This is a genomic window from Thermostichus sp. OS-CIW-32, assembly GCF_054060415.1.
Genome location: NZ_JBSSDD010000001.1, coordinates 352,620 through 374,196, shown reverse-complemented (window position 1 = coordinate 374,196; position 21,577 = coordinate 352,620). Strand labels below are relative to the sequence as shown.

General features: G+C 59.0%; 13 protein-coding genes and 1 pseudogene. 8 read left to right on the top strand and 6 right to left on the bottom strand.

What is annotated here, in order from left to right:
* Nucleotides 1-2: 2 nt before the first annotated feature.
* Nucleotides 3-605 (top strand): annotated as a pseudogene (locus ACVWY8_RS01730) (zinc ribbon domain-containing protein); the annotation flags it as partial.
* Between the two features lie 93 nt (nt 606-698).
* Here the strand turns inward: ACVWY8_RS01730 and cydB are convergent.
* Together cydB and ACVWY8_RS01720 are read right to left on the bottom strand one after the other, a co-directional pair.
* Nucleotides 699-1,748, bottom strand: a complete 1,050-nt coding sequence (gene cydB / locus ACVWY8_RS01725) for a cytochrome d ubiquinol oxidase subunit II (RefSeq protein WP_414414009.1) — start codon at nt 1,746-1,748, stop codon at nt 699-701.
* A 193-nt stretch (nt 1,749-1,941) separates the two neighbouring features.
* On the bottom strand, nt 1,942-3,375 hold the full coding sequence (locus tag ACVWY8_RS01720) for a cytochrome ubiquinol oxidase subunit I (RefSeq protein ID WP_414423506.1): 1,434 nt from the start codon (nt 3,373-3,375) through the stop codon (nt 1,942-1,944).
* 472 nt (nt 3,376-3,847) lie between these two features.
* Here ACVWY8_RS01720 and mfd point away from each other — a divergent pair, with 472 nt between their 5' ends.
* The 3 genes from mfd to ACVWY8_RS01705 all read left to right on the top strand — a co-directional run bounded on the left by mfd (nt 3,848) and on the right by ACVWY8_RS01705 (nt 9,153).
* Entirely contained in the window at nt 3,848-7,324 is a 3,477-nt protein-coding gene (mfd, locus tag ACVWY8_RS01715; protein WP_457392177.1) for a transcription-repair coupling factor, read from the top strand.
* Nucleotides 7,325-7,444: 120 nt separating this feature from the next.
* The gene (locus ACVWY8_RS01710) at nt 7,445-8,383 is read left to right on the top strand and encodes an ABC transporter ATP-binding protein (RefSeq protein WP_457392179.1); all 939 of its coding nucleotides are present in this window, start codon (nt 7,445-7,447) and stop codon (nt 8,381-8,383) included.
* Nucleotides 8,374-9,153 carry an ABC transporter permease gene (locus tag ACVWY8_RS01705; RefSeq protein WP_457392181.1) on the top strand — a complete coding sequence of 260 codons (780 nt, stop codon included), beginning with the start codon at nt 8,374-8,376 and terminating at the stop codon, nt 9,151-9,153. The genes ACVWY8_RS01710 and ACVWY8_RS01705 overlap by 10 nt, the downstream gene beginning before the upstream one ends.
* Before the next feature lie 18 nt (nt 9,154-9,171).
* Here the strand turns inward: ACVWY8_RS01705 and ACVWY8_RS01700 are convergent, their stop codons facing one another.
* A complete protein-coding gene (locus tag ACVWY8_RS01700) occupies nt 9,172-9,705 on the bottom strand; it encodes a TM2 domain-containing protein (protein WP_414342801.1) in 534 nt (177 codons plus the stop codon).
* A 246-nt stretch (nt 9,706-9,951) separates the two neighbouring features.
* Between ACVWY8_RS01700 and ACVWY8_RS01695 the strand changes: the two genes are divergently transcribed.
* Nucleotides 9,952-10,227 carry a hypothetical protein gene (locus ACVWY8_RS01695; RefSeq protein WP_041436392.1) on the top strand — a complete coding sequence of 92 codons (276 nt, stop codon included), beginning with the start codon at nt 9,952-9,954 and terminating at the stop codon, nt 10,225-10,227.
* A gap of 80 nt (nt 10,228-10,307) precedes the next feature.
* Entirely contained in the window at nt 10,308-11,282 is a 975-nt protein-coding gene (locus ACVWY8_RS01690; protein ID WP_457392184.1) for an ABC transporter permease, read from the top strand.
* A gap of 68 nt (nt 11,283-11,350) precedes the next feature.
* Here ACVWY8_RS01690 and ACVWY8_RS01685 read toward each other — a convergent pair whose 3' ends face one another.
* From ACVWY8_RS01685 to ACVWY8_RS01675, 3 genes are all read right to left on the bottom strand, one after another.
* The gene (locus tag ACVWY8_RS01685; protein ID WP_011432828.1) at nt 11,351-11,776 is read right to left on the bottom strand and encodes a MarR family winged helix-turn-helix transcriptional regulator; all 426 of its coding nucleotides are present in this window, start codon (nt 11,774-11,776) and stop codon (nt 11,351-11,353) included.
* Nucleotides 11,777-12,112: 336 nt separating this feature from the next.
* Complete coding sequence (locus tag ACVWY8_RS01680; protein WP_457392187.1) at nt 12,113-13,462, bottom strand: alkaline phosphatase; 1,350 nt, start codon at nt 13,460-13,462, stop codon at nt 12,113-12,115.
* A 246-nt stretch (nt 13,463-13,708) separates the two neighbouring features.
* Nucleotides 13,709-16,087 (bottom strand): DUF3488 and transglutaminase-like domain-containing protein, encoded by a 2,379-nt coding sequence (locus ACVWY8_RS01675; RefSeq protein WP_457392189.1) that lies wholly within the window; start codon nt 16,085-16,087, stop codon nt 13,709-13,711.
* A 192-nt stretch (nt 16,088-16,279) separates the two neighbouring features.
* On the opposite strand from ACVWY8_RS01675, the gene uvrA reads away from it, so the two are divergent.
* Nucleotides 16,280-19,183 carry an excinuclease ABC subunit UvrA gene (gene uvrA, locus ACVWY8_RS01670; RefSeq protein ID WP_457392192.1) on the top strand — a complete coding sequence of 968 codons (2,904 nt, stop codon included), beginning with the start codon at nt 16,280-16,282 and terminating at the stop codon, nt 19,181-19,183.
* A gap of 130 nt (nt 19,184-19,313) precedes the next feature.
* Nucleotides 19,314-21,554 carry a WD40 repeat domain-containing serine/threonine-protein kinase gene (locus tag ACVWY8_RS01665; RefSeq protein ID WP_457392195.1) on the top strand — a complete coding sequence of 747 codons (2,241 nt, stop codon included), beginning with the start codon at nt 19,314-19,316 and terminating at the stop codon, nt 21,552-21,554.
* The last annotated feature ends 23 nt before the right edge of the window (nt 21,555-21,577 follow it).

Here is a 21,577-nt window from a genome sequence, read left to right as displayed (position 1 = left end):
GAGCAGGTTTTGTAGATATCGCCAAGGGGGACTTTGGTAGAATCACTCGGCTGTGCTACCACCTAGACGATCTGCAATCTAGGCTGAGCAAAGCGCCGAGGCCCAAGCGTAGGCGAATGCGGCAAGCGGCGTTTCGTCTGCGGGAGAGAATCAGGAACTTGGTGGACGAGTGCCATCGCAAGGTAGCGGCGTTCCTAACGGATAACTACCGATTGATATTCCTCCCCACTTTCGAGTCAGCCAAGATGGTTGCCAAGGCAGGGAGGAAGTTTGGTGGCAAGACAGCAAGGGCGATGCTCACCTGGGCGCACTATCGGTTCAAGCAGTTCCTGAAATTTCAAGCCAAAAAGAAAAACGTGGTCGTCGTGGAAGTATCGGAAGCGTACACCAGCAAAACCTGTACCAAGTGTGGGCACATCCACACTAAATTAGGTGGCGCAAAGGTGTTTAGATGCCAAAAGTGCAACCATAGGCTACCACGAGACTGGCAAGGCGCTCTGGGCGTCATGCTCAGGGCTTTGCGGGATACCGCCTTTCTGTTCGGAAACGGACAGAATGCTATCGCTTCACCGTTGAGCAGTAGTGCTCAGCAGTGTTCAGCGTAAATGTATCAGCCTTTCTCTGTAGACGTTCGATTGCACCTAAAAAATTGCCCCGCCCATCACCGGGCGGGGTTATTGCTGCATCCTCAGGCCAGCTTAAACTGCCTCTGGAACTTTGGCCTCTTCCGCCGCCACTTCCTGCACCACGATCTTGCCCCGGAACACCACGTAGTTGTAGATGTTGTAGGACAAGATAACCGGGATCAGGAAGCCGATAAAGGTGAGCATAAACACCAGCGAGCTGGGGGAGGCTGCCGCTTCGTAGATGGTGACGCTGGGGGGGATGATGTTGGGGAAGACCATGAACCCCAAGCCGACAAAAGAAAGTGCAAAAATCAAAAAGGTGTAAACCAAAACGCTATTTTCTTCCCGCCGGCGCAGGCTGCGCAGCAACAACGCCACCAACAAAAGTCCCAGAACTGGGATGGCAGCAAAGATGTAGAAAAGAGGGGGCGAGAAAAGCTGAGCACGCGCCTGCTCGGACATGATAGGAGTGCTGATGGTGATAAACACTGCCCCCAGTAAAGTTGTCCAGGTGGCGATGGTTGCCGTCTTGTAGTAGGTTTCCTGAAGCTCGCCGGTGGTCTTAACGATTAGGTAGGCTGAGCCGATTAACACATAGCCCTGGATCAAAGTAAGAGCCACCAACAGCGTGCGCCAGGTCAGCCAATCCCAGGGGCTGCCGGCAAAGTGGCCGGCTTCGTCCACGCGGATCCCTTCGAAGACGCTGCCCAAGGCAAATCCCTGGCCCAAGGCTGCCAAAAAGCTGCCCACTCCAAAGGCCAGGTTCCACACCAACTTGTTGTCGGCGTTTTCCCGAAACTCGAAGGAAACGGCCCGCAAGATCAGGCCCACCACCATGATCACCAAGGGTATGTAGAGGGCATTGAGAATGGTGGCGTAGGCGAGAGGAAAAGATCCAAATAGGGATCCCCCCATCAACACCAGCCACGTCTCGTTGGCATCCCAAACATTGCCCAAGCTGGTCATGAGAATGCTGCGCCGCGTCTCGCTGGAGGCCGTCAGGGAGAGGATACCAACTCCCAGATCAAACCCGTCCAGCAGAACGTAGAGAAATAGGAATAGGCCCAGGATAAAAAACCAAACCTGGGGCAGAAACCGCTGTAAAGGCTCAAAAGATTCCATCGCTGTTCCCTCTGCTTTGAGTATTTCTGACCAGTGCGAGACAGTTCCCGATGGCGATCCCCAGTCCCTCTCCCTCTAGGGAAGGGAAGTTGGGAGTTGACGTAGCGAAGGGTTTCACTGCTGTGGGGAATGGGCCTGCTACGTTGCCCTGTTGCTACTTGGAGTCACCAGTTAGATGGCTACCAAACTGCTGCTACCGAGCTTCTGCAGGACGGCGATCCGGTTCGTGGCGGGCAGGCTCGACCACGATCACCGGCTGCGTTGCCGGGACAGGGGCGGGCAACTCCAGGTTTGGCCCTTCGCGGATGATGCGGCTGCCAAAGTAGAGAGCGGCAACGAAGAACACAGTGTACAACGCGGTCAGGCCAACCAGAGAAAACAGCACTTCTCCTGCCGGCAGGGGCGAAACCGATTCCACCGTGCGCAGTTGTCCATACACAATCCAGGGCTGCCGACCCACACAGCGGACGATCCAACCGGTTTCAACGGCGATGTATCCCAGGGGTGCTGCGAAGATCCAAGCTCTCATCAGCCACTTTTGCTGAGAAAGGGCCTCCACTGAGAGCTTGCCCCTCAGCCATTGCACAAGGGTAACTCCGACAAGCCCGGCCAGAAAAAGACCAATGGCCACCATCGTTCTGAAGGAGTAGTAGATCAGGCCGACCATGTGGGGACGATTTTGGGGATCCCAGCTTTTGAGCCCTTGAATGGGTCGATCCAGCCTGGGTTTGAACTCCAGCAGATAGCCCAGCGCGCCAGGGATCTTCACCTCCCACTCGTTGCGCTCTTCGCGGTCGTTGGGCACAGCCAACAGGCTCCAGTCTGCCCGCTCGCCGGCAGGGATCGTCTCCCACTGGGCCTCCATGGCCGCCAGCTTGGCCGGCTGATAGCGATAGACTTGCTCCGCGCTCAGATGGCCGACGAACACCTGCAAAGGGGCGACCACTAGGGTCATTGCCAAGACCACTTTGAGGGAGCGGGAGAAGAACTCGCTGTGCCGCCGCTTGAGAATGTACCAGGCACTGATGCCACCGATAACAAACAAAGAGGTTTCCAAGGTGGCAAAAAACATGTGCAGAAAGCTGTTGACCATGAAGGGGTTGACAATAGCTTGCAGGTAGTCCCGCACCACAAATTTCCCATCGACGAACACGCCACCTGCCGGCGTCTGCAGCCAAGAGTTGGCCGTCAGGATCCAAAAGGTGGATAAGTTGGCGCCAAAGGCCACCAGGATCGTCGAGATCCAGTGAATCACCGGCGGGACGCGCTCCCAGCCGAACAGCATGATCCCCAGAAAGCTGGCCTCCAGCATAAAGGCCATCGTGCCTTCAAACCCCAGGATGGTGCCGAAAAAATCTCCCACTGCTTCGGAGAAGGGCGCCCAGTTCATGCCAAACTGAAAGGCCATCGGCAAGCCTGAGGCCACGCCAATACCAAAGTTCAACACATAGAGTTTTGACCAGAAACGGGCGTGACGGTAGTAATCTAGGTTGCGGGTTTTTAGCCAAAGCCCCTCAATCACAACAAGATAAATGGCCATTCCTGTTGTTAAGACCGGCCACAACATGTGAAAAATAGCCGTGAGGGCAAATTGTAGCCGAGAAAGCGCGACGGTGTCTAGAAACATAATTTGTACCAAGTTTAGGTGGATTGATTCATGCAGCTTTTTCCGACAACATCTGCTGCAGTTGATGCAGCTACATCTCCGGCATGAAAAATATCTTGCTCACTAGCAGACATTAGATGAGGTCGGGAAAGCCGTAGTTCGTTGTTCCTTCTAACATCGAATCTTGGCCAAGACAATCGACAAGCTGTCCGACTCTAAAGGTTAATTTTAGGATTCTGTGAAGTATAGGCTTTTTTGTGATTTAGACTACAAGGCAAAAAGTGCACTGTGAACCCAGCGGCCGAAGACTGGCAGGCCATTGACATAGGGTTCTGGTTTTCTTCGTCTTTAAACAACAAAACTGTTGTCCCAATAGATCGAGGAGCAATTCCCAGCAAGAGGCGACTTCCCGTCTACAGCGCCAGCAGACGGCTGCTGATTGTCCCCGGAGCCTGCCAGAATTGGGATCCCAGTTTGCAGGGTGGGGTGGAAGATGTCGTTTATTCCGCTGGTGCGCTTTCTAGGCCAGTCCGGCTTGATTCAAGAGCTGGCCGCCTGCTTGAGATCGCAGCGACGGGCAAATCTGCAGGGGGCAGGGCGGATTGCCAAGGGGTTGATCGCCTCGGCTTTGGCCCAGCAGGAGGGAAGATCTCTGCTGGTGGTCACCGCCACCTTGGAGGAGGCAGGCCGCTGGACAGCGCAATTGGAGGGCATGGGCTGGGAGAGCGTGCAGCTTTACCCCACTTCAGAGGCTTCCCCCTACGAACCTTTTGACCTGGAACCGGAGCTGGTGTGGGGCCAGTTTCAGGTGCTGGCCGATTGCCTCCAGGGGAAGAAGGGCATGGCCATTGTGGCGACAGAGCGGGCCCTCCAACCCCACCTCCCTCCCCCAGAGGTGTTGCGGGCCTTTTGCCTCCAGCTGGAACCCGGCCTGGAGATGTCGCCGCAGCAGTTGGGGCAGCAGTTGACCCGTCTGGGCTACCAGCGGGTGAGTCTGGTGGAAAGCGAGGGGCAGTGGAGCCAAAGGGGCGACATTCTCGACGTTTTCCCGGTGGCCTGCGAGTGGCCGGTGCGCCTAGAGTGGTTTGGCAACGAGCTGGAGCGGCTGCGGGAGTTTGACCCAGTCAGCCAGCGCTCCCAAGATGGGATCCCCCACGTTTGGCTTACTCCCACCGGCTATGGGCCTATCCTCTGGCCCGCTCTGCAGGAAAAAGCCGATCAGCTCTCCCAGGGCCTACGGCAGCAGTTGGAGCAGTCGCCCACCCCCCCGGAAGGCTTGCGCCGTTTTCTCGGCCTGCTCTACACCCCTCCCGCCAATCTGCTCAGCTATCTGGATCCCACCACCCTCATCCTGATCGACGAGCCGGAGCAGTGCCAAGCCCACAGCCGGCAGTGGCTAAGCCACGCCCAGGAGCAGTGGCAGCTGGCCCGGGCCAGCGAGCCGGCTCTGCAGCCCTTTCACCGCCCCTTCGATCTCCATGCTCCCGACTGGGATCCCTTCCCCTGCCTGTTGGCCCGCACCTTTGCCCCTGCTGGCGAAGCCGAAGCTGCCCTTGACCTAAAAAGCCGGCCTGTGCCTACTGCTCCCCACCAGTTTGGATCCCTGGCTAAAACCCTGCGCGAGTACCGCAAGCAGCAGTTGCAGGTGTGGATCCTCTCTGCCCAGCCCTCCCGCACCGTAGCTCTGCTGCAGGAACACGACTGCCCCGCCCAGTACGTGCCCAATCCCAAAGACTTCCCGGCCATCGAGCGCCAGCTGCAGTCCTACACCCCAGTGGCCCTCAAGTATTCCGGCCTGGCCGAGCTGGAGGGGGTTCTCCTGCCCACCTTGGGGTGGGTGGTGCTCACCGACCGCGAGTTTTTCGGCCAGCACAGCCTGGCCACCCCTACTTATGTGCGCAAGCGCCGCCAGGCCAGCTCTCGCCAGGTGGATCCCAACCTGCTCAAGCCAGGGGATTTTGTCGTTCACAAGGCCCATGGCATTGGCCAGTTTCTGCGCTTAGAAAGCCTCACCATTGGGGGCGAAACCCGCGAGTACCTGGTTATTCAATACAGCGATGGCCTGTTGCGGGTGGCTGCCGACCAGGTCAACTCCCTTTCCCGCTACCGCGCCAGCGGGGATGGACCACCTGCCCTGCACAAGATGTCCGGCAGCACCTGGGAAAAGACCAAACAGAAGGTGAAAAAGAGCCTGCGAAAAGTGGCCTTTGACCTGCTGCAGCTCTATGCCAAACGCGCCGAACAGGAGGGCTATGCCTTCCCGCCCGATTCTCCTTGGCAACAGGAGCTGGAAGATTCTTTCCCCTATCCCCTGACGCCGGATCAACTCCGAGCTGTCCAGGAGATCAAGCGGGATATGGAATCTCCACGCCCTATGGATCGGCTGCTGTGTGGGGACGTGGGCTTTGGCAAAACAGAGGTGGCAATCCGTGCCATTTTCAAAGCCGTAACCGCCGGCAAGCAAGTAGCTCTCCTGGCGCCAACCACCATTCTTACCCAGCAGCACTACCACACCCTCAAAGAGCGCTTTGCTCCCTATCCTATTCAAGTGGGCTTGCTCAACCGCTTCCGCACCTCGGAGGAGAAAAAAGAAATCCTATCCCGTCTCAAGAGTGGCGAACTGGATGTTGTGGTGGGCACCCACCAGCTTTTGGGCAAGGATGTGCAATTTCGGGATTTAGGCCTTTTGGTTATTGACGAAGAGCAGCGCTTTGGCGTCAACCAAAAAGAGAAAATCAAACTTCTCAAAACCCAGGTGGATGTACTCACCCTCACCGCCACCCCTATTCCCCGCACTCTGTATATGGCCTTGTCGGGTTTGCGGGAAATGAGCTTGATCCAAACTCCGCCTCCTTCCCGCCGGCCTATCAAAACTCACCTTTCTCCCTACAACCCCGAAGTCATCCGCACGGCTATCCGCCAAGAGTTGGATCGCGGCGGTCAAGTCTTCTATGTCGTCAACCGCATTGAAGGCATCGAAGAAACCAGTGCCAAATTGCGGGAGTGGGTGCCCGGTGCTCGCATTGCCATTGCCCACGGGCAGATGCCGGAAGGGGAGCTAGAGGCAACGATGCTGGCTTTTAACAATGGGGAAATCGATATCCTGGTCTGCACGACGATTATCGAATCCGGTTTGGATATTCCCCGCGTCAACACCATTTTGATTGAAAATGCTCAGGAGTTTGGATTGGCTCAGCTATACCAGCTGCGGGGGCGGGTGGGCCGGGCTGGGATCCAAGCCCATGCTTGGCTGTTTTACCGAGAAGACGGGATCCTCACCGAGGAGGCCCGCAAACGCCTACAGGCCATTCAGGAATTTACCCAACTGGGATCCGGCTATCAGTTGGCAATGCGGGATATGGAAATTCGTGGCATTGGCAACCTGCTGGGAACGGAACAATCCGGGCAAGTCAATGCGGTGGGCTTCGATCTTTACCTGGAAATGCTGCAAGAAGCCATTCGAGAAATTCGCGGCCAGGAGATCCCACAGGTGGAGGACACACAAATTGACCTCAATGTAACCGCTATGATCCCGCAAAGCTATATTCCCGACGAAGATCAAAAGATGCAGGCTTATCGACAACTGGCCGCTGCTGGCTCTCGGGTCGAGCTGTTGCAAATTGCCCAAGAATGGCAAGACCGCTTTGGCCCCCTGCCCAAGCCTACCCAGGAGCTGCTGCGGGTAATGGAGCTGAAGGTGCTGGCCCGAGCCCTGGGCTTTTCCCGCATCAAACCGGCCAAAGAGCATGTGCTTTTGGAAACCCCCATGGAGGAGCCCGCTTGGAATCGCCTGAAAGAGGCCCTGCCCACTCACCTGCAGCCTCGCTTTGTCTACCAACCGGGCAAGGTGACGGTGCGAGGGCTGGGGATGGTACCGGCAGCGCAGCAACTGGAGAGCCTTTTGCAGTGGCTGGACAAGATGAGCCTGGCCCTGAGCCGGATGGAGGCTGGGATCCCAATGACCCCCTAGATCTTGCCGGATCCCTCTCGAGGCGGGCCCATGCTCTGGTGTGAGAGAGTGGAATGGCCGGCCCTCCTCTCTTCAGCGCTCCTTTTTGCATCGGCTTCGCGTTTGCATCGGGTTCGCGTCATGAAAGTTCTAGAAGCTCACCACCTCCAAAAAACCTACCGGCAAGGAGGCAGGGAGGTGCGGGCGGTGGTGGATGTATCCCTGACGCTGGCAGCAGGGGAGATCCTGGCTTTTTTGGGGCCCAACGGGGCCGGCAAGACCACCACCATTAAGATGATTGCCGGGCTGATCCAACCGGACGCGGGCACAGTGTGCGTTCTCGGACGGGATCCCCACAGGGATCCTGGCACATTGGCCCAAGTAGGGGCGGTGCTGGAAGGCAACCGCAACCTCTACTGGCGGCTGACCCCCCTCCAGAACTTGGAGTACTTTGGCGTGCTGCGGGGGCTACCCCCCAGAACCGCCTGGCAACGGGGGCTAGAGCTCCTGGAGACCTTTGGCCTGTGGGAAAAGCGGGATGTTGCCGTGCAAACCCTTTCGCGGGGTATGCAGCAGAAGGTGGCCATTGCCGTTGCCCTCCTGCACCAGCCGGCCCTGTTGTTGCTGGATGAGCCCACCCTAGGGCTGGACGTGGAAGCCGCCCAAGCGGTGAAATCCCTCATCCGCCAGATTGCTGCCTCCGGGCAGGCCATTCTGCTAACTACCCATCAACTGGAGATGGCGGAGGTGCTGGCGGATCAGGTGGCTGTCATTCAGCAGGGGGTGATCGTTGCCCAAGCCCCCACGCGCGAGTTCATCCGGAACTTTGCCGGCGCCGTCAGCACTTATCGGATCGAGCTGGAACAGGGGCTGGATCCCTGGAGGGTTGAACAACTGGCCCGCCAAGGGGTGGAGATTCTCGGATCCCATCAGATGCGCTTCAGCGGCCCGCCAGAGAGGCTTTATCAGGTGCTAGAGATCTTGAGGCCTTTGCCCTTGCTCAGCCTCAAACGAGAGGAAGCCGATCTCACCCACATCTTCCTCAAGTTGTTGAAAAGAGGGGATAGACAATGCCAGTGATCCACCTGTTTTGGGCCGAACTAAAGCGGGCCTGGATCCAGTACATTCGCTATCCGGCGGAGGCCCTGGGCGGGATCCTGATCACCACGTTCTTCTTCTATGCCCTCTTTGCCGGCGCCCAATATGTGGCAGGGCCTGCCTCCCAATTTGGCGAACGGTTGGATGCGGTGGTGATCGGCTATGTGCTCTGGACGCTGGTCATTTTTGTGGTGAACGACATCGCCCTCAACCTGCAGGTGGAAGCCCAGACAGGCACCTTGGAGCAGGTGTTGCTCTCGCCATTTTCGGCAGCCACTCTCTTCTTGGCACGGGCTTGTGCCAGCTTGGTGTTGCGCTTTTCCATTGTCGTCGTCATTCTGGGCGTCATCTTATTGCTGACGGGCAGCCGGTTGCGGTTTCCCCCTGCTCTGGTGTTGCCTTTGGTGAGCGTGGTGCTGGGGGCCTACGGTTTTTCGTTTTTGCTGGGATCCGCTGCTCTAATTTGGAAGCGAATTCAGCAGCTTTTGATCATCAGCCAATTCGGCCTGCTTTTCCTGTTGGCTGCTCCCACGGAAGAATGGCCGGGATCCCTGAGGTGGCTAGGGCAAAGTCTGCCCATGACGGCGGGGGCTGGGCTGCTGCGAGACGTGATGGTGCGGGAGGCGGGCTTGGATCCCGTGCGGCTGATCATGGCTCTAGCCAGCGGCATTTTCTACTTCGGCCTGGGTCTGCTGGCCTTTCGCTGGGCAATGCGGCTAGCCAAACGTCAAGGGATCCTGGGATCCCAGTAGAGGTCTGCAGGAGGGCATCTAGAGCGAACGTTGGTCGGGGGAGCGGTGCAGCAGGTGAGGGAAGTGGTATTCTACCGCTCCAGTGACCGGGTTGTTTTCGGGGAAAGCCATGCTCCGCCGGCTCAGCTCTTGCAGCGCCTTTTCAATTTCGTCAAAGTCGGCAGGTAAGTCGATAGCTATCTCCGCAAGGGTGAGGATCCCTTGCCGCTGTTGGGCTAGCCGCAGGATCTCCCGCATCAGAGCTTGACCTTTGAGGGGCTGAGGAGGTGCTGAGGTGGTTTTTGAGGAAGCTGGGGATGGGGAGGGTCGGGATCCCTGCAGGACGGCCAGCTTGAAGTTGTAGTTCTCCACCATGCCTGGGATCAAAAACAGGTCAATTAACTGGCCAAAGCCCAGCAGGCCAAAGGTGAACAGCCAGAGGATGCCTGTTCCAGTCTTGCCCAGGTAGAAGCGATGGACGCCACAGATCCCGAAGATGCCCAACGCCCAGAGGATATAGGCAGTACCGACAGACTTGGGTTCAGCGGGGGGCAGCAGGTAGCGAGAACTCATGGGGATTTGACGAGATAACTCCGAGCGGGTACTTCCAGTTTGTCATCTTCTGGTCTGGACGGGCAGAAGAGAACCGGCGTGATCTCTGCAAGCAAGCTGGGATCCCTTCTACGCTCTTGTCTGAGGGAGGGCAGCCTCAACGGGAAAACAACCGGAATAATGAGATCCAAGTCCCCCAGGCTCAAAGAACTCCGTCTCCCGCTCACGCAAGCAGTGGACATGCCTATAGAAGGCAAGGGAAAGTCGATGTTTGAGCCAATTTTAATCGGGTTGAGCGCTGTGCTCTGGGGCCTCCTCTGGGGCTACGCTACACTGCTGGTTGTGCTGGTGAACTTTAAGGAGCAAGGATCGGTTTACGCCTACCCTATGCAGGCGGTGCTGGATCGCTTTGTCGAATCCTTGGGGCTGGGCTGGCTTAAGGATCTGCATGCCCTGCAACTGAGGCCGCTGCGCCGGATCAGCTATGCTCTGTTTGGTGCCGTCACCCTAGGGGTGGCTTTCATGCTCTGGGTGTTGGGGTGAGGCGATGACCAGATCGACAGGCGCATTCCCGCAGCAACTGCAAATGCGTTAACCCAACCCGAGTTCTCGACAGGCTCATAATGACCGCTGCCCAACTGATTGCTATTCTCTCCACTGCCATTGCCACCGCCACACCGGTGGTCTTCGCCTGTGTGGGGGAAACCATTACCGAGCGGGCAGGGGTGATCAACCTCTCCGCAGAGGGGACGATCATGCTGGCGGCCATGGTTGGGTTCGCCGTGGCCAAGCTGACGGGAAGCTTGGTATTGGGCTTTTTGGCTGCCGCCGCGGTGGGAGCGCTGTTTGCTGGGATCGTGGCCTTTGGCTCGCTGACCCTGAAGGGATCCCAAATTGCCATTGGTTTCGTCTTGACCCTATTGGGGGCGGATTTGTCTTCCTTTTTGGGCAATCCGTTCGTGCGGATCCCAGGGCCAACGGTGCCCAGCCTGCCCATCCCCTTCCTGAGAGAGGTGCCGCTGCTGGGGCCACTCCTGTTCCAAGGGGATCTGTTGCTGTACGCCAGCTACGCGCTCATCGGGGGAACTTGGTTCTTTTTGTATCGCACTCAGCCTGGCCTGATGTTGCGGGCTATGGGAGAACAGCCGGCGGCGGCTTTTGCCCGCGGCACCGATGTCATTTTCTGGCGCTATGTTTACACCCTTGTGGGGGGATCCCTATTGGGCTTGGCGGGGGCTGCCTTTTCTCTGGATTTCAAGGCCGGCTGGAGCCACCGACATACAGCAGGGTATGGCTGGATTGCCTTGGCCATCGTCATCTTCGGTGGCTGGAACCCCTTGCGGGTAGCCCTGGGGGCCTACCTGTTCGGCATTTTGCAGTCCTTCGCTGGGGTTGCCCAGACTACCATCCGCGCCGTGCCCACCCAAGTTTTCACGGTGGCCCCCTTTGTGTTGATGATTTTGGTGTTGGTGCTCACTTCTGGGGAATGGTGGGAGTGCTGCTTGCGCGGGATCCCACCTCGGCTGCGGCGCTGGATCCAGCAGGCGGTGAAGGCCACGCCGCCGGCAGCTCTGGGGCAGCCGTTTGAACCGGGCTAGAGGTTGCTTCCGGCACTGCGGCTTGGGGGTCGCTGATCAGCCAGATCGGAGAGGGGAATCTGAAAGCGCTAGAAAATAGCCTGCAGTTTTTTAAGGCAAGCCTGGATCTGCGCCATCTCCGAGGGATCCAGCTTTTGGAAGCGCTCTTTCAAGTAGGCGACGTGGGCCGGGAAAATTTCCTCAAACAGTTTTTCCCCCGCTTCTGTCAGCACGACCTTAAAGCAGCGTCGGTTTTCCGGGGGCACTTCCCGGCGCACCAGCCCTTTTTGTTCCAGGCGATCCACAATGCCGGTCAGTGTCCCTTTGGTCACCAGCGTTTTTTGGGCCAAGACATTCATGGTCATCCCAGGGGTATTGCCAAGGGTAACCAACACATCGAATTGGGGGGCCGTCAGCCCCATTTGCCGAATGTGAACCCCGGCGTAATTTTCAAAAGCTTGGTAGGCCCGCGCCAGATCCCGCAACAGCCCCAAAAAAGGCTCACGGGCCGCCAATACCGTCCCCCTCAGCGGAACAGAGTCCTCAGGCTTGAGAACCTCGTCGCTTTGGAGAAGGGGGGATGGAGAGGAGTCAGCGGGAGTGGGCATGGTTGAAGATCGCAGTTCGCGTTGGTGGAACAAACTCAAACCCAAAGGACAGTCTCGGCTCCATGATAGCCCACTGTAGTACAGTTCTAACGCAAAATGAACTACGTCTATCTGCTTTGCTGAGCTAGCCCCTTCGCCGTTATGTGGTTCTCATAAAAAAAGGGGATCCACTGGATGGATCCCCCGTGACGGACAGAGCTTGTGGGGCAAACACCCGCCCAAGGCAGGTGACCACAGCAGACACTAGGGCTTCAGCTCGCTGGGGATGCGCTCCCCGAAGAGCACGAAGTAGAGAATGCGGTAGATGTCTGTGTTCAGGATTCCAGTGACCGGCACTAGCTCTCGAGCGTTCAGGCCCGCAGCGCGAGCAATGACTCCACTGCCGACGTCATCTCCGCTAGCCCAAGCCACGGCAAAGGGAAAGCGCTTGCCATTTTTGTCGGGAGCGGAAATGAACGGCTTGCTACCGGTGCCGTCAACTCCGTCAATGGGGGCACCACTGCCTTCGGGGTCAGTAGGGGGCAGCGGCTCCTCGGCGGACTCGACATCCACCAACTGCATCCCGCCGGCGTTGCTGTCGCTGGTGGTGATCATGAAGGTCTTGGGATTCTTCTCGATAAAGTTGAGAATCACCCCGATGGCATCGTCGGCCCGCTTCATGGCCTCCAGGCAGCCAGAGGCATTGAGGTTGTTGCACATGTTATCAGTGCCCTCTTCTTCGATGACGGCGAAGAAGCCCTTAGGATTGCGGGAGATCCGCGCCAGGGCAAATTCGGTCATCTCGGCAATGGTGGGGGCGCTGGCGATGTAGTTGGGCAAGTTTTCTTTCCGCAACTCTTCTTCAGGCTTGTCGTAGAAGGTGTCCTCGACGTTGAACACCCCCAAAACCTTGGAGACATCTGCCGGCAGCTTGAGCAGCTCGTCGCGGGTGTAGACAACGGCGTACCCCTTTTTCTTGGCCTCCTCAATCAGGTTGCGGCCATCCTTGCGCTTCCCTTTGCCAAAGCGGCCCTGGACACCTTCCGGCAGCAGCCATTCCTCGCCAGCGCCGAGGATGATGTCTACCCCTGACTCCACCACCTGCAGGGCAATCTCCTCATAGTCGCTGCGCTTGGCAGCTTTGGCAACGAAGGCAGCCGTCCCCGGCTCAATGATGGATCCCGTTTGCACCAGAGCCGTACCCAAGCCTGCCGCCACAGCCTCTTCCATGATCGTGTTCAGGGTGCCGTTGGCAGAGGGGTACTCTTTGCCGTCCGGATCCAACCCAAAGCTCTTGGCGTGGACACGAGTTCCTGTGGCATGGGTCACCGCTCCGGCGTTGGAAGTTCCCCCAAGCTGGTCGAAATGGTGCCCGCGATAGGTGGTAATCACGGGAAGACGATCCCAGTTCAGAAAGCCATCGGGGCCGTAGTAGAGAATGCGCGTGATGTCCCAGTGGGAAGCTGAGGTTCCATCTGGGTGAAAGAAGATTGCACCGTTGCCGGTTGGCTTAGGCGCCGCTTGAGCCACACTAGAGGAAAAAACTGACGAGGACAGCAGACACAAAGTTGCAGCCAAAGCCGCCCTCAAAGAGTAGCTACGCATAGCTAACACGCCCTTGCTCGTTCGAAGCTGAACGTTAGAAACGTAACACAGCTTCAGATGAGTTTGCAAGGGCATAGCAATGCAGCAGCGCGAAACGTGCCTGAAGCGAGTGCGCCACTGAGCGATTTCCCCGTCTGACAGTGCAGCTTACGGGGTCTATAACTAACGTTAACTATCTCTTAACTGTCTCATAACTGTCAAGGCTTCTCGCAGGGCTTTTGGGGTACCTGTTCTAAGGCGCAGCCGTCCCTCTCGTCAAGTGGCTCTTCTGGAGGTGATGGCGGGGTTTTTGGCCAGTGGCTGCCATGCTTGCCTAAGCTGTCTGAGTTGCTGCTGCCAGCGCTGCAATTCGCCCGCCTCCAACGGGATCCCACCGAAGCGCACCTCCATGTAGCGCTCCAAGAACCGGATGGCCAACTGGGCTTGTGGCAAATCGGAGTGGCGCAGGTGCTCAACCCGTTGCGCTGGCCCCAAGTGCTCCGGGATCCCCACCGCCGTCGCCAGATCCCGCAGTTGCAGATAAAGCCTTGAGATAAGCTGGCGGCGCTGCTGCGACTTGGGTAGAGCCGCCGGGATCCAGCGCATCCCAGCAAAGGCCAGACTCGGTAGCAAGAGGCCAACCATCCAGGTGGGCCAGGGGGGCGGAGGCTGCCACAGGGATCCCAGCAAAACCCCATTGCCGGCAGTGGCCAACAGAATCCACCCCCCATCCTGCCAGCGCAAAGCCCGATAGCGGCGGCGGCGACCCCAATAGGCCATGGATCCGGTGATCAAAACCACCCCCAACACCGGCAGGCCATTCTGCTGCAACGTTTGCCCCAAGGCAACCAGGCTGCGACGGAAGCCAGCACCGACATCCTCTCGATCCGGAGAGGCGGCTACAGCGCTGGCCAGCTCCTGGATCTGCCGCCAGATCTGCCGCTGGGTGGATAGGTCGTACTGGATGACGTACTTAAACCAGCGGAAGCGCAAGCTGTCGTAGAAATCTTGAAGGGGATCCCACCAGCTCTGCCGCTGACTAACATTGGCCTCTGCCGGCGTAGCGTCAAAGATGACCCAGCCGTAGGGGCCAAAGGGGATCTCCGTCCAGGAATGGGCGTCGGCATTGCGTACTGCCAGATAATTTTCCTGCGCCACCCAGCGCCCGCCCAAAAAGCCATTCACCATCCGGGCCGGGATGCCAATGCTGCGGGCCAGTATCGTCAGGGCTGTGGCGAAATATTCGCAGTGGCCCCGCCGATGGGTGAACAGAAAGGCTTCCAAAGGCGGTTCAGGGCCGGGATCCGGCAGATCGGTGGTATAGGCGTAGTTCTCCAGCAGGTAGTTCTGCAAAGCCGTCACCTTGCCAAAGACATCGGGGATCCCAGCGGTGATCTGCTCCGCCAAAGCCGGAACGCGCGGATCCAAATCTTGCGGTAGTTGCAGATAGGCTTCCCGTTGAACCGCATCGAGGGCATTGAGCAGCTCTGCGTGGCTCAGCCGGCGCAAGCGCGGGCCCAACTCCCTTGGGATCCGGCTCCGGGCACGGTAGAGATGGGGCACCTGCCGAGGCAGAGAATGGCCGATATCTCCGGTCTCGCTCAGGATGAGGCGGCGATTCTGCCGTTGCCAAGCTTGTTGCACCGTCGCTGCTCCGCCCCGCTCCAGCCATTCCATCTCCACCAGTGGGGCCACCCCAAAAACGGTGTTGGTGGCCAGCGGCTCCAGATAGATGAGCTGCTCCAAGGGGAGAAGCAGCAGGTCGGGAGCAGTGGGGATCAAGCTGGAGGCAGAGAGATCAAATACCCCTGCTGCGTTGGGGAAAATGGGGATGAAGCGGTCTAGCGTTCGCGACCAGGCCCGTCCATCGTAGCGATCGAAGCTGATCCCGCGCCAGTAGAGGGACTCCACACGGGGCGGCACCCCTGCCGGAAATTCCACCCGCATGACAACGGTGTTATCGGTTTTGAGGGTGCCGAATGCTCCCAGGCTGACTTCCTCGGCAAAGCCAGTGGTCATCACCGGCGAGCGGGCCTGGCGACCCAGAATTCCTAAACTGACCCGCGGGAACAAGAAAAACAAAGCCACGGACAGGATCACCGCCAGCAAAGCCAGGGATCCGAGAAAGCCCAAAAAGTTGAGGTTGATGCCACGGGTTTGGCTGGCTGCTTGCGGGTGCTGCTCTGCTTGCAGGCGCAGGTGGTAAAGGGTGAGGTTGATTAGCCCTACCCCCACGTACAGCAAAAACAGCAGCCCAAAGCTGATGTCTTCGTTGAACAGGGTGGCAATGGCCATCAGCAGCAGAGACAGCACCGCCAACTGGATGTGATCGGCTGCCCGTTCCCGCTGAAACAGCTTGGCCCCCGTTAGGTAAAGCACCAAGCCAATGGCCCCATCGGAAAAGGGAAGGATCCCAAAGATAACCAAAGCCAGCAGGCTGAGCAACACCGCCACCGTCAGGGGCATCCACAGGGGGGCATAGCAGGCAAAAGCAATCCTTGGCGGCTCCCAAAACCAACTGCAGGCCCCTGCGGCCAAGCAAACGGCAATGACCGGTGGCGACAGAGCCTGATCCCCCAGACAAAGGGCCGTGAAGGCGATCCCCACCAACAGGTAAACAAACACCTTTTGAACGGATGGCAGTGTCCAGGTCATGGCCCTTGGGATTCAATCCTTTCCAGCATAGCCAAGTCTTTTTTGCTACCGATTTGTCGTCCCCTGGTCGGCTGGGATCCCCTTCTGGACAAAGCGAAGGGCATTAGAATCGTTAGCTAAGAATCGTTAAGATTTTGTTACTCGCCGGTCTCGACGGGATACCTGTGACACGCTGCGCGAAAAGGTGGTGAGATGTCCAGCCAAAACGAAATTCACGTGGTGGGGGCGCGGCAGCACAACCTCAAAAATGTCAACCTGCGGATCCCGCGGGATCGCCTGGTGGTATTCACGGGCGTCTCCGGATCGGGCAAGTCCTCCTTGGCTTTCGACACCATTTTTGCCGAAGGGCAGCGGCGCTATGTGGAATCCCTCAGTGCCTATGCGCGGCAGTTTTTGGGGCAACTGGACAAGCCGGATGTGGATCGCATCGAAGGGCTGAGTCCGGCCATCTCCATCGATCAAAAGTCCACCAGCCACAACCCCCGTTCCACCGTCGGCACCGTTACCGAAATCTACGACTACCTGCGGCTTCTGTACGGAAGAGCTGGGATCCCGCACTGCCCCCATTGCAACCGGGTGATCGCCCCCCAGACGGTGGATCAAATTGTGGATCAGATCCTGGCCCTGCCGGATCGGACGCGGTTTCAGTTGCTCTCGCCGGTGGTGAAGGGGAAAAAGGGCACCCATGCCAACCTGTTGCAAAGCTTGCGCCAGCAAGGGTTTGTGCGCGTGCGTGTCGATGGCCAGGTGCGGGAGCTGAGTGAGGAGATCACCTTGGCCAAAAACAAAGCCCACGACATCGAGATCGTAGTGGATCGGCTGGTGAAAGGCCCGGATTTGGCAGAGCGACTCACCGACTCTCTGGTTACCTGTCTGCGGCAGTCGCAGGGGATCGCGGTGGTGGAAGTGATGCCTCGCGAGGGCGAACAAGAATTCCTGCTGCAGAAAGTGGCCGAGTCGGCGGGGCAATACCTGAACAGCAAGCCAACGGAGCTGATTTTTTCTGAGCAATTTGCCTGCCCGGAGCACGGTTCGGTGATGGGCGAGCTGTCGCCGCGCCTGTTTTCCTTCAACTCGCCGATTGGGGCCTGTCCTGTCTGCCACGGGCTGGGTTTTGAGCCCATCTTCGACCCCGAGCGGATCGTGCCCGATCCCAAGCTCCCCTTGTACGCGGCCATCGCCCCTTGGGCAGAGCGGGAGAACCCCTACTATCTGGCTTTGTTGGCGGGAGCCGCCAAGGCTTTTGGCTTTGACCTCAGCAGCCGCTGGTGTGATCTCACCCCCCAGCAACAGCAGATCATCCTCTACGGCGCCGACCAGGAGGTCTACATCGCCGAGGTAGAATCTCAGTACCGAGGCCGGGGGTACTATCGCCGCTATGAGGGGGTGATTCCCCAATTGCAGCGGCACTACCAGGAAACCACTTCCGAAATCTATCGGCAAAAGCTGGAAGCCTACCTCACCTACCGTCCCTGTTCCGCCTGTGGGGGATCCCGTCTCAAGCCGGAAGCTCTGGCCGTGCGCATCGGCGGCTACCGCATTACCGATCTCACCGAGATCTCCATCCGCGACTGCCTGCACCGCCTGGAGCAGTTGAAACTTACCCCGCGACAAGTGCAGATCGGCGAGCTGGTGCTGCGGGAGATCAAAACCCGGCTGCAGTTTTTGGTGGATGTGGGCCTGGACTACCTAACGCTGGCCCGCCCGGCCATGACCCTCTCCGGGGGCGAGGCGCAGCGGATCCGGCTGGCCAGCCAGATGGGCTCCGGCTTGACGGGGGTGCTCTACGTGTTGGACGAACCCTCGATTGGCCTCCACCAGCGGGACAACGAGCGCCTGTTGCAAACCCTGTTTCGCCTGCGAGATCTGGGCAACACCCTGATCGTGGTGGAACACGACGAAGAAACCATCCGTGCCGCCGACCACATCGTCGATATCGGCCCTGGGGCCGGCATCCACGGGGGGGAAGTGGTGGCCCAGGGATCCCTGGCGGACATCATGGCCTGCGAGCGCTCCATCACCGGAGCTTATCTTTCGGGGCGGCTGCGGATCCCTACCCCTGCGCAGCGGCGGGCTGGGAAAGCGGTTGCCCTCAAGCTCACCAATGCCCACAAAAACAACCTCAAGCACATCGATGTGGAGATCCCTCTGGGCAAGTTGGTCTGTGTTACAGGCGTCTCCGGCTCCGGCAAATCCACCTTGGTCAACGAATTGCTCTACCCTGCCCTGCAGCACCATCTTGGACACAAGGTGCCCCAACCCGCGGAGATGGGAGCACTTGAGGGCATCGAACACATCGACAAGGTGATCGTCATCGACCAATCTCCCATTGGCCGTACCCCCCGCTCCAACCCTGCCACCTACACGGGTTTGTTTGATCCCATCCGCCAAGCCTTTGCCCAAACCTTGGATGCCAAGGCCAGAGGCTACCCATCCGGCCACTTTTCCTTCAATGTCAAGGGGGGGCGCTGTGAAGCCTGCAAAGGGCAGGGGGTGAACGTGATTGAAATGAACTTTCTGCCCGATGTGTACGTCACCTGTGAAGTCTGCGGGGGCAGCCGTTACAGCCGCGAAACCCTGCAGGTCAGGTACAAGGGCAAGAACATCGCCGAAGTCCTGGATATGACGGTGGGGGAGGCGCTGGAGTTTTTCGCTGCCCTGCCTCCTGCCGCCAAGATCCTGCAGACCTTGGCCGATGTGGGCCTCGATTACATCAAGCTGGGCCAGCCAGCTCCTACCCTCTCCGGTGGGGAAGCGCAACGGGTCAAGCTGGCCGCAGAACTGGCCCGCCGCTCCACCGGCAAAACCCTCTATCTGCTGGATGAGCCCTCCACCGGCTTGTCTTTTTACGATGTCCACAAGCTCTTGAACGTCCTGCAACGGCTGGTGGATACGGGCAACACCGTGCTGGTGATCGAGCACAACCTGGACATTCTCCGCTGTGCCGATTGGATCATCGACCTGGGGCCAGAAGGCGGCGACCGCGGCGGCCAGATCATCGCCGTTGGCACTCCAGAACAGGTGGCTGAGCAGCCCGGATCCCATACGGGGCGCTATTTGAAGCAGGTTTTGCAACAACATCCCCCAGGTCGCTGAGCAACTCAGCCTGCTCCAGGGAGAAAGTTGACCGAAAGCGGCCCAAAGTGCTCCGCACCGCGAACGGTTAGCCTGAGTCTCACGTCGCTATGGCATGATGGGTCGGAAGGAAAAGGTTCGCACTCTCCCCATGGTAGGGCAGACCCTGGGTGGCCGCTATCAGATCTTGGAAGCACTGGGATCCAGCGGACAAACCTACTTGGCACAGGATAGCCATCATCCTGAGCGGCTTCGGGTGGTGCTCAAACGCTGGCAGGCCGGCCAAAATGCTCCGCACCGCGAACACAGTGAGGACTCCGCCTCGCTACGGCATCTCTTTCAGCAAGAAGTGGCGCTGCGGGAGCACCTGGGATCCCACGAGGGTATCCCCCGCCTGTTGGCCTGCTTTGAGCAAGAGGGGGAGTTTTATTGGGTGGAAGAATGGGTTGAAGGGCCCACCCTGGAACAAGCTCTATTGCTAGGTAACGCAACCGAGAGGGGCCAGCTAACGACTCCGTCCCGCCAAATGCACTGCCATTGGGGGCACGACTGGACAGAGGCTGAGGTACGAGCCTTGTTGCAGGATGTGCTGCAAACCTTGGCCTTCCTGAATGGGGAAGGGGTGAGCTGCTGCAACCTGCAGCCCTCTCGCTTGATCTACCGTCAGGCGGATGGCCGATGGGTGTTGTTGAAGTGGGGGGGTGAGGAACAGGGTCTGGCTTTTTCCGGCTCTGGCTTCGGGAACCCCTATGGCCCCAGGCATTGCAGCGACCTCTATGCTCTTGGGCTGATTGCCCTGCAGGCCCTCTGCGGGATCCCGCCCCAGAAGCTGTTTCGCGACCCGTTGACGGGGGAGTTGCGCTGGCACGATCTGGCCTCTACTAGCGCTCCTTTTGCTGCTTTTCTGGATCGTTTGGTGAGCTGCAACCCACAACAGTGCTTTCCTTCAGCAACAGCAGCTCTGGCCGCTTTGCAGGCTTTGCCCCCCGCCGAGAGCCCCCCTGCCGCCGAACTCCTGTCCCAGCCCAGCCCTGTCGCCGCCGAGCCCTTACAGGAGCCAACCACCCCACCGCGTTCTCCGGTATCGCTGCGGGCGCGTCCCCGGATCCCACCGGTTTGGGCAGGAGGCAGCTTGGCGGCTTTGCTGGCGTTGACGGTGGCAGGGGTATGGCAGATGAGGGCGAACTTTGGCCTGCGGGGGGAGCCCAAGGATTCTGTCCCGCTCACGAGAACGGGATCCTCTGGCCCGGCAAAGCGCAACGGCCTGGGACTCCGTCCTACTCGCGAGAACGGTTCTCATGCCTCCGTCCCCACCGCCGTCACGGTCGCGGAAGCGTCGCGTAGCGATAACGACCCGGCAGACTGGGCCAAGTCTTTGCAGCTCAAGGCTACGCTGGAAGGCCCTGTCGCCGTCACTGCTCTGGCCATCAGCCCGGATGGAAATCTCCTTGCTGCCGGGGGAGACGACGGCGTGATCCGGCTTTGGGATCCCCAGGCTGGCCAACTGCTCCAGAGCTGGGCAGGCCACGAGGGATCCGTTGAGGCACTGGCCATCAGCCCAGATGGTACCTTTTTGGTGAGTGGGGGGGCAGACAAGACGGTACGGGTCTGGGATCTGGCGACCCTGGGGGATCCGGCTCTCTCGCCTGGGGATGTGCTGGCGCGGCTGCAGTTGCAGGGACACACGGAGCTGATCAACAGTGTCGCCATTAGCCCCGATGGTCGTTGGATTGCCAGTGGCAGCGCCGACCGCACCATCCGCCTTTGGCAGGCCGACAACGGCCAGTTGATCCGCACCCTGGCGCCTCCCACTGCTGCCGCCCAGGAGACCCCTCAGAGGGCTGGCATTACAGCAGTGGCCTTTGGCCCAAGACCTACCCGTATGAATACTTCCCACCAATCTGAAGGGATCCCCCCTTGGATCTTGGTGGCCGCCAATGGAGATCCCACCGTTCACCTTTGGGATCCTGGCAGCGGGGCCTTGCTGGAAACCCTAAAGGCCGACTACCCCATCGAGCAGGTGCTTCTGAGCCCAGATGGCCGCTATTTGCTCGCTGGCAGTACCGGTGGCATCTTGGTCTGGAACTTGGGCACGGGATCCTTGGAGCGCACCTTGCCCCAGACTTTGTCCGGCTTGGCCGCCCTTGCCCTCAGCCCTGATGGCCGCTTGCTCGCCAGCGGCACCGATTACCGCGCTCACCAGATCAAGCTCTGGGATCTGCGCAGCGGAGAACAGTTGCGCACCCTGGGCGGCCAGACTTGGATGGTGAGCGTCTTGCTGTTTGGCCCCGGTCGCGGAAGCGTCGCGCAGCGATATGGGCAGACCCTTCTCAGTGGTGGCGCCGATGGCTCAATTCGCATTTGGGGGCCAGCCGACCCAGCTCAGCCCTAGTGGGATCCAAGCAGATAAAATAC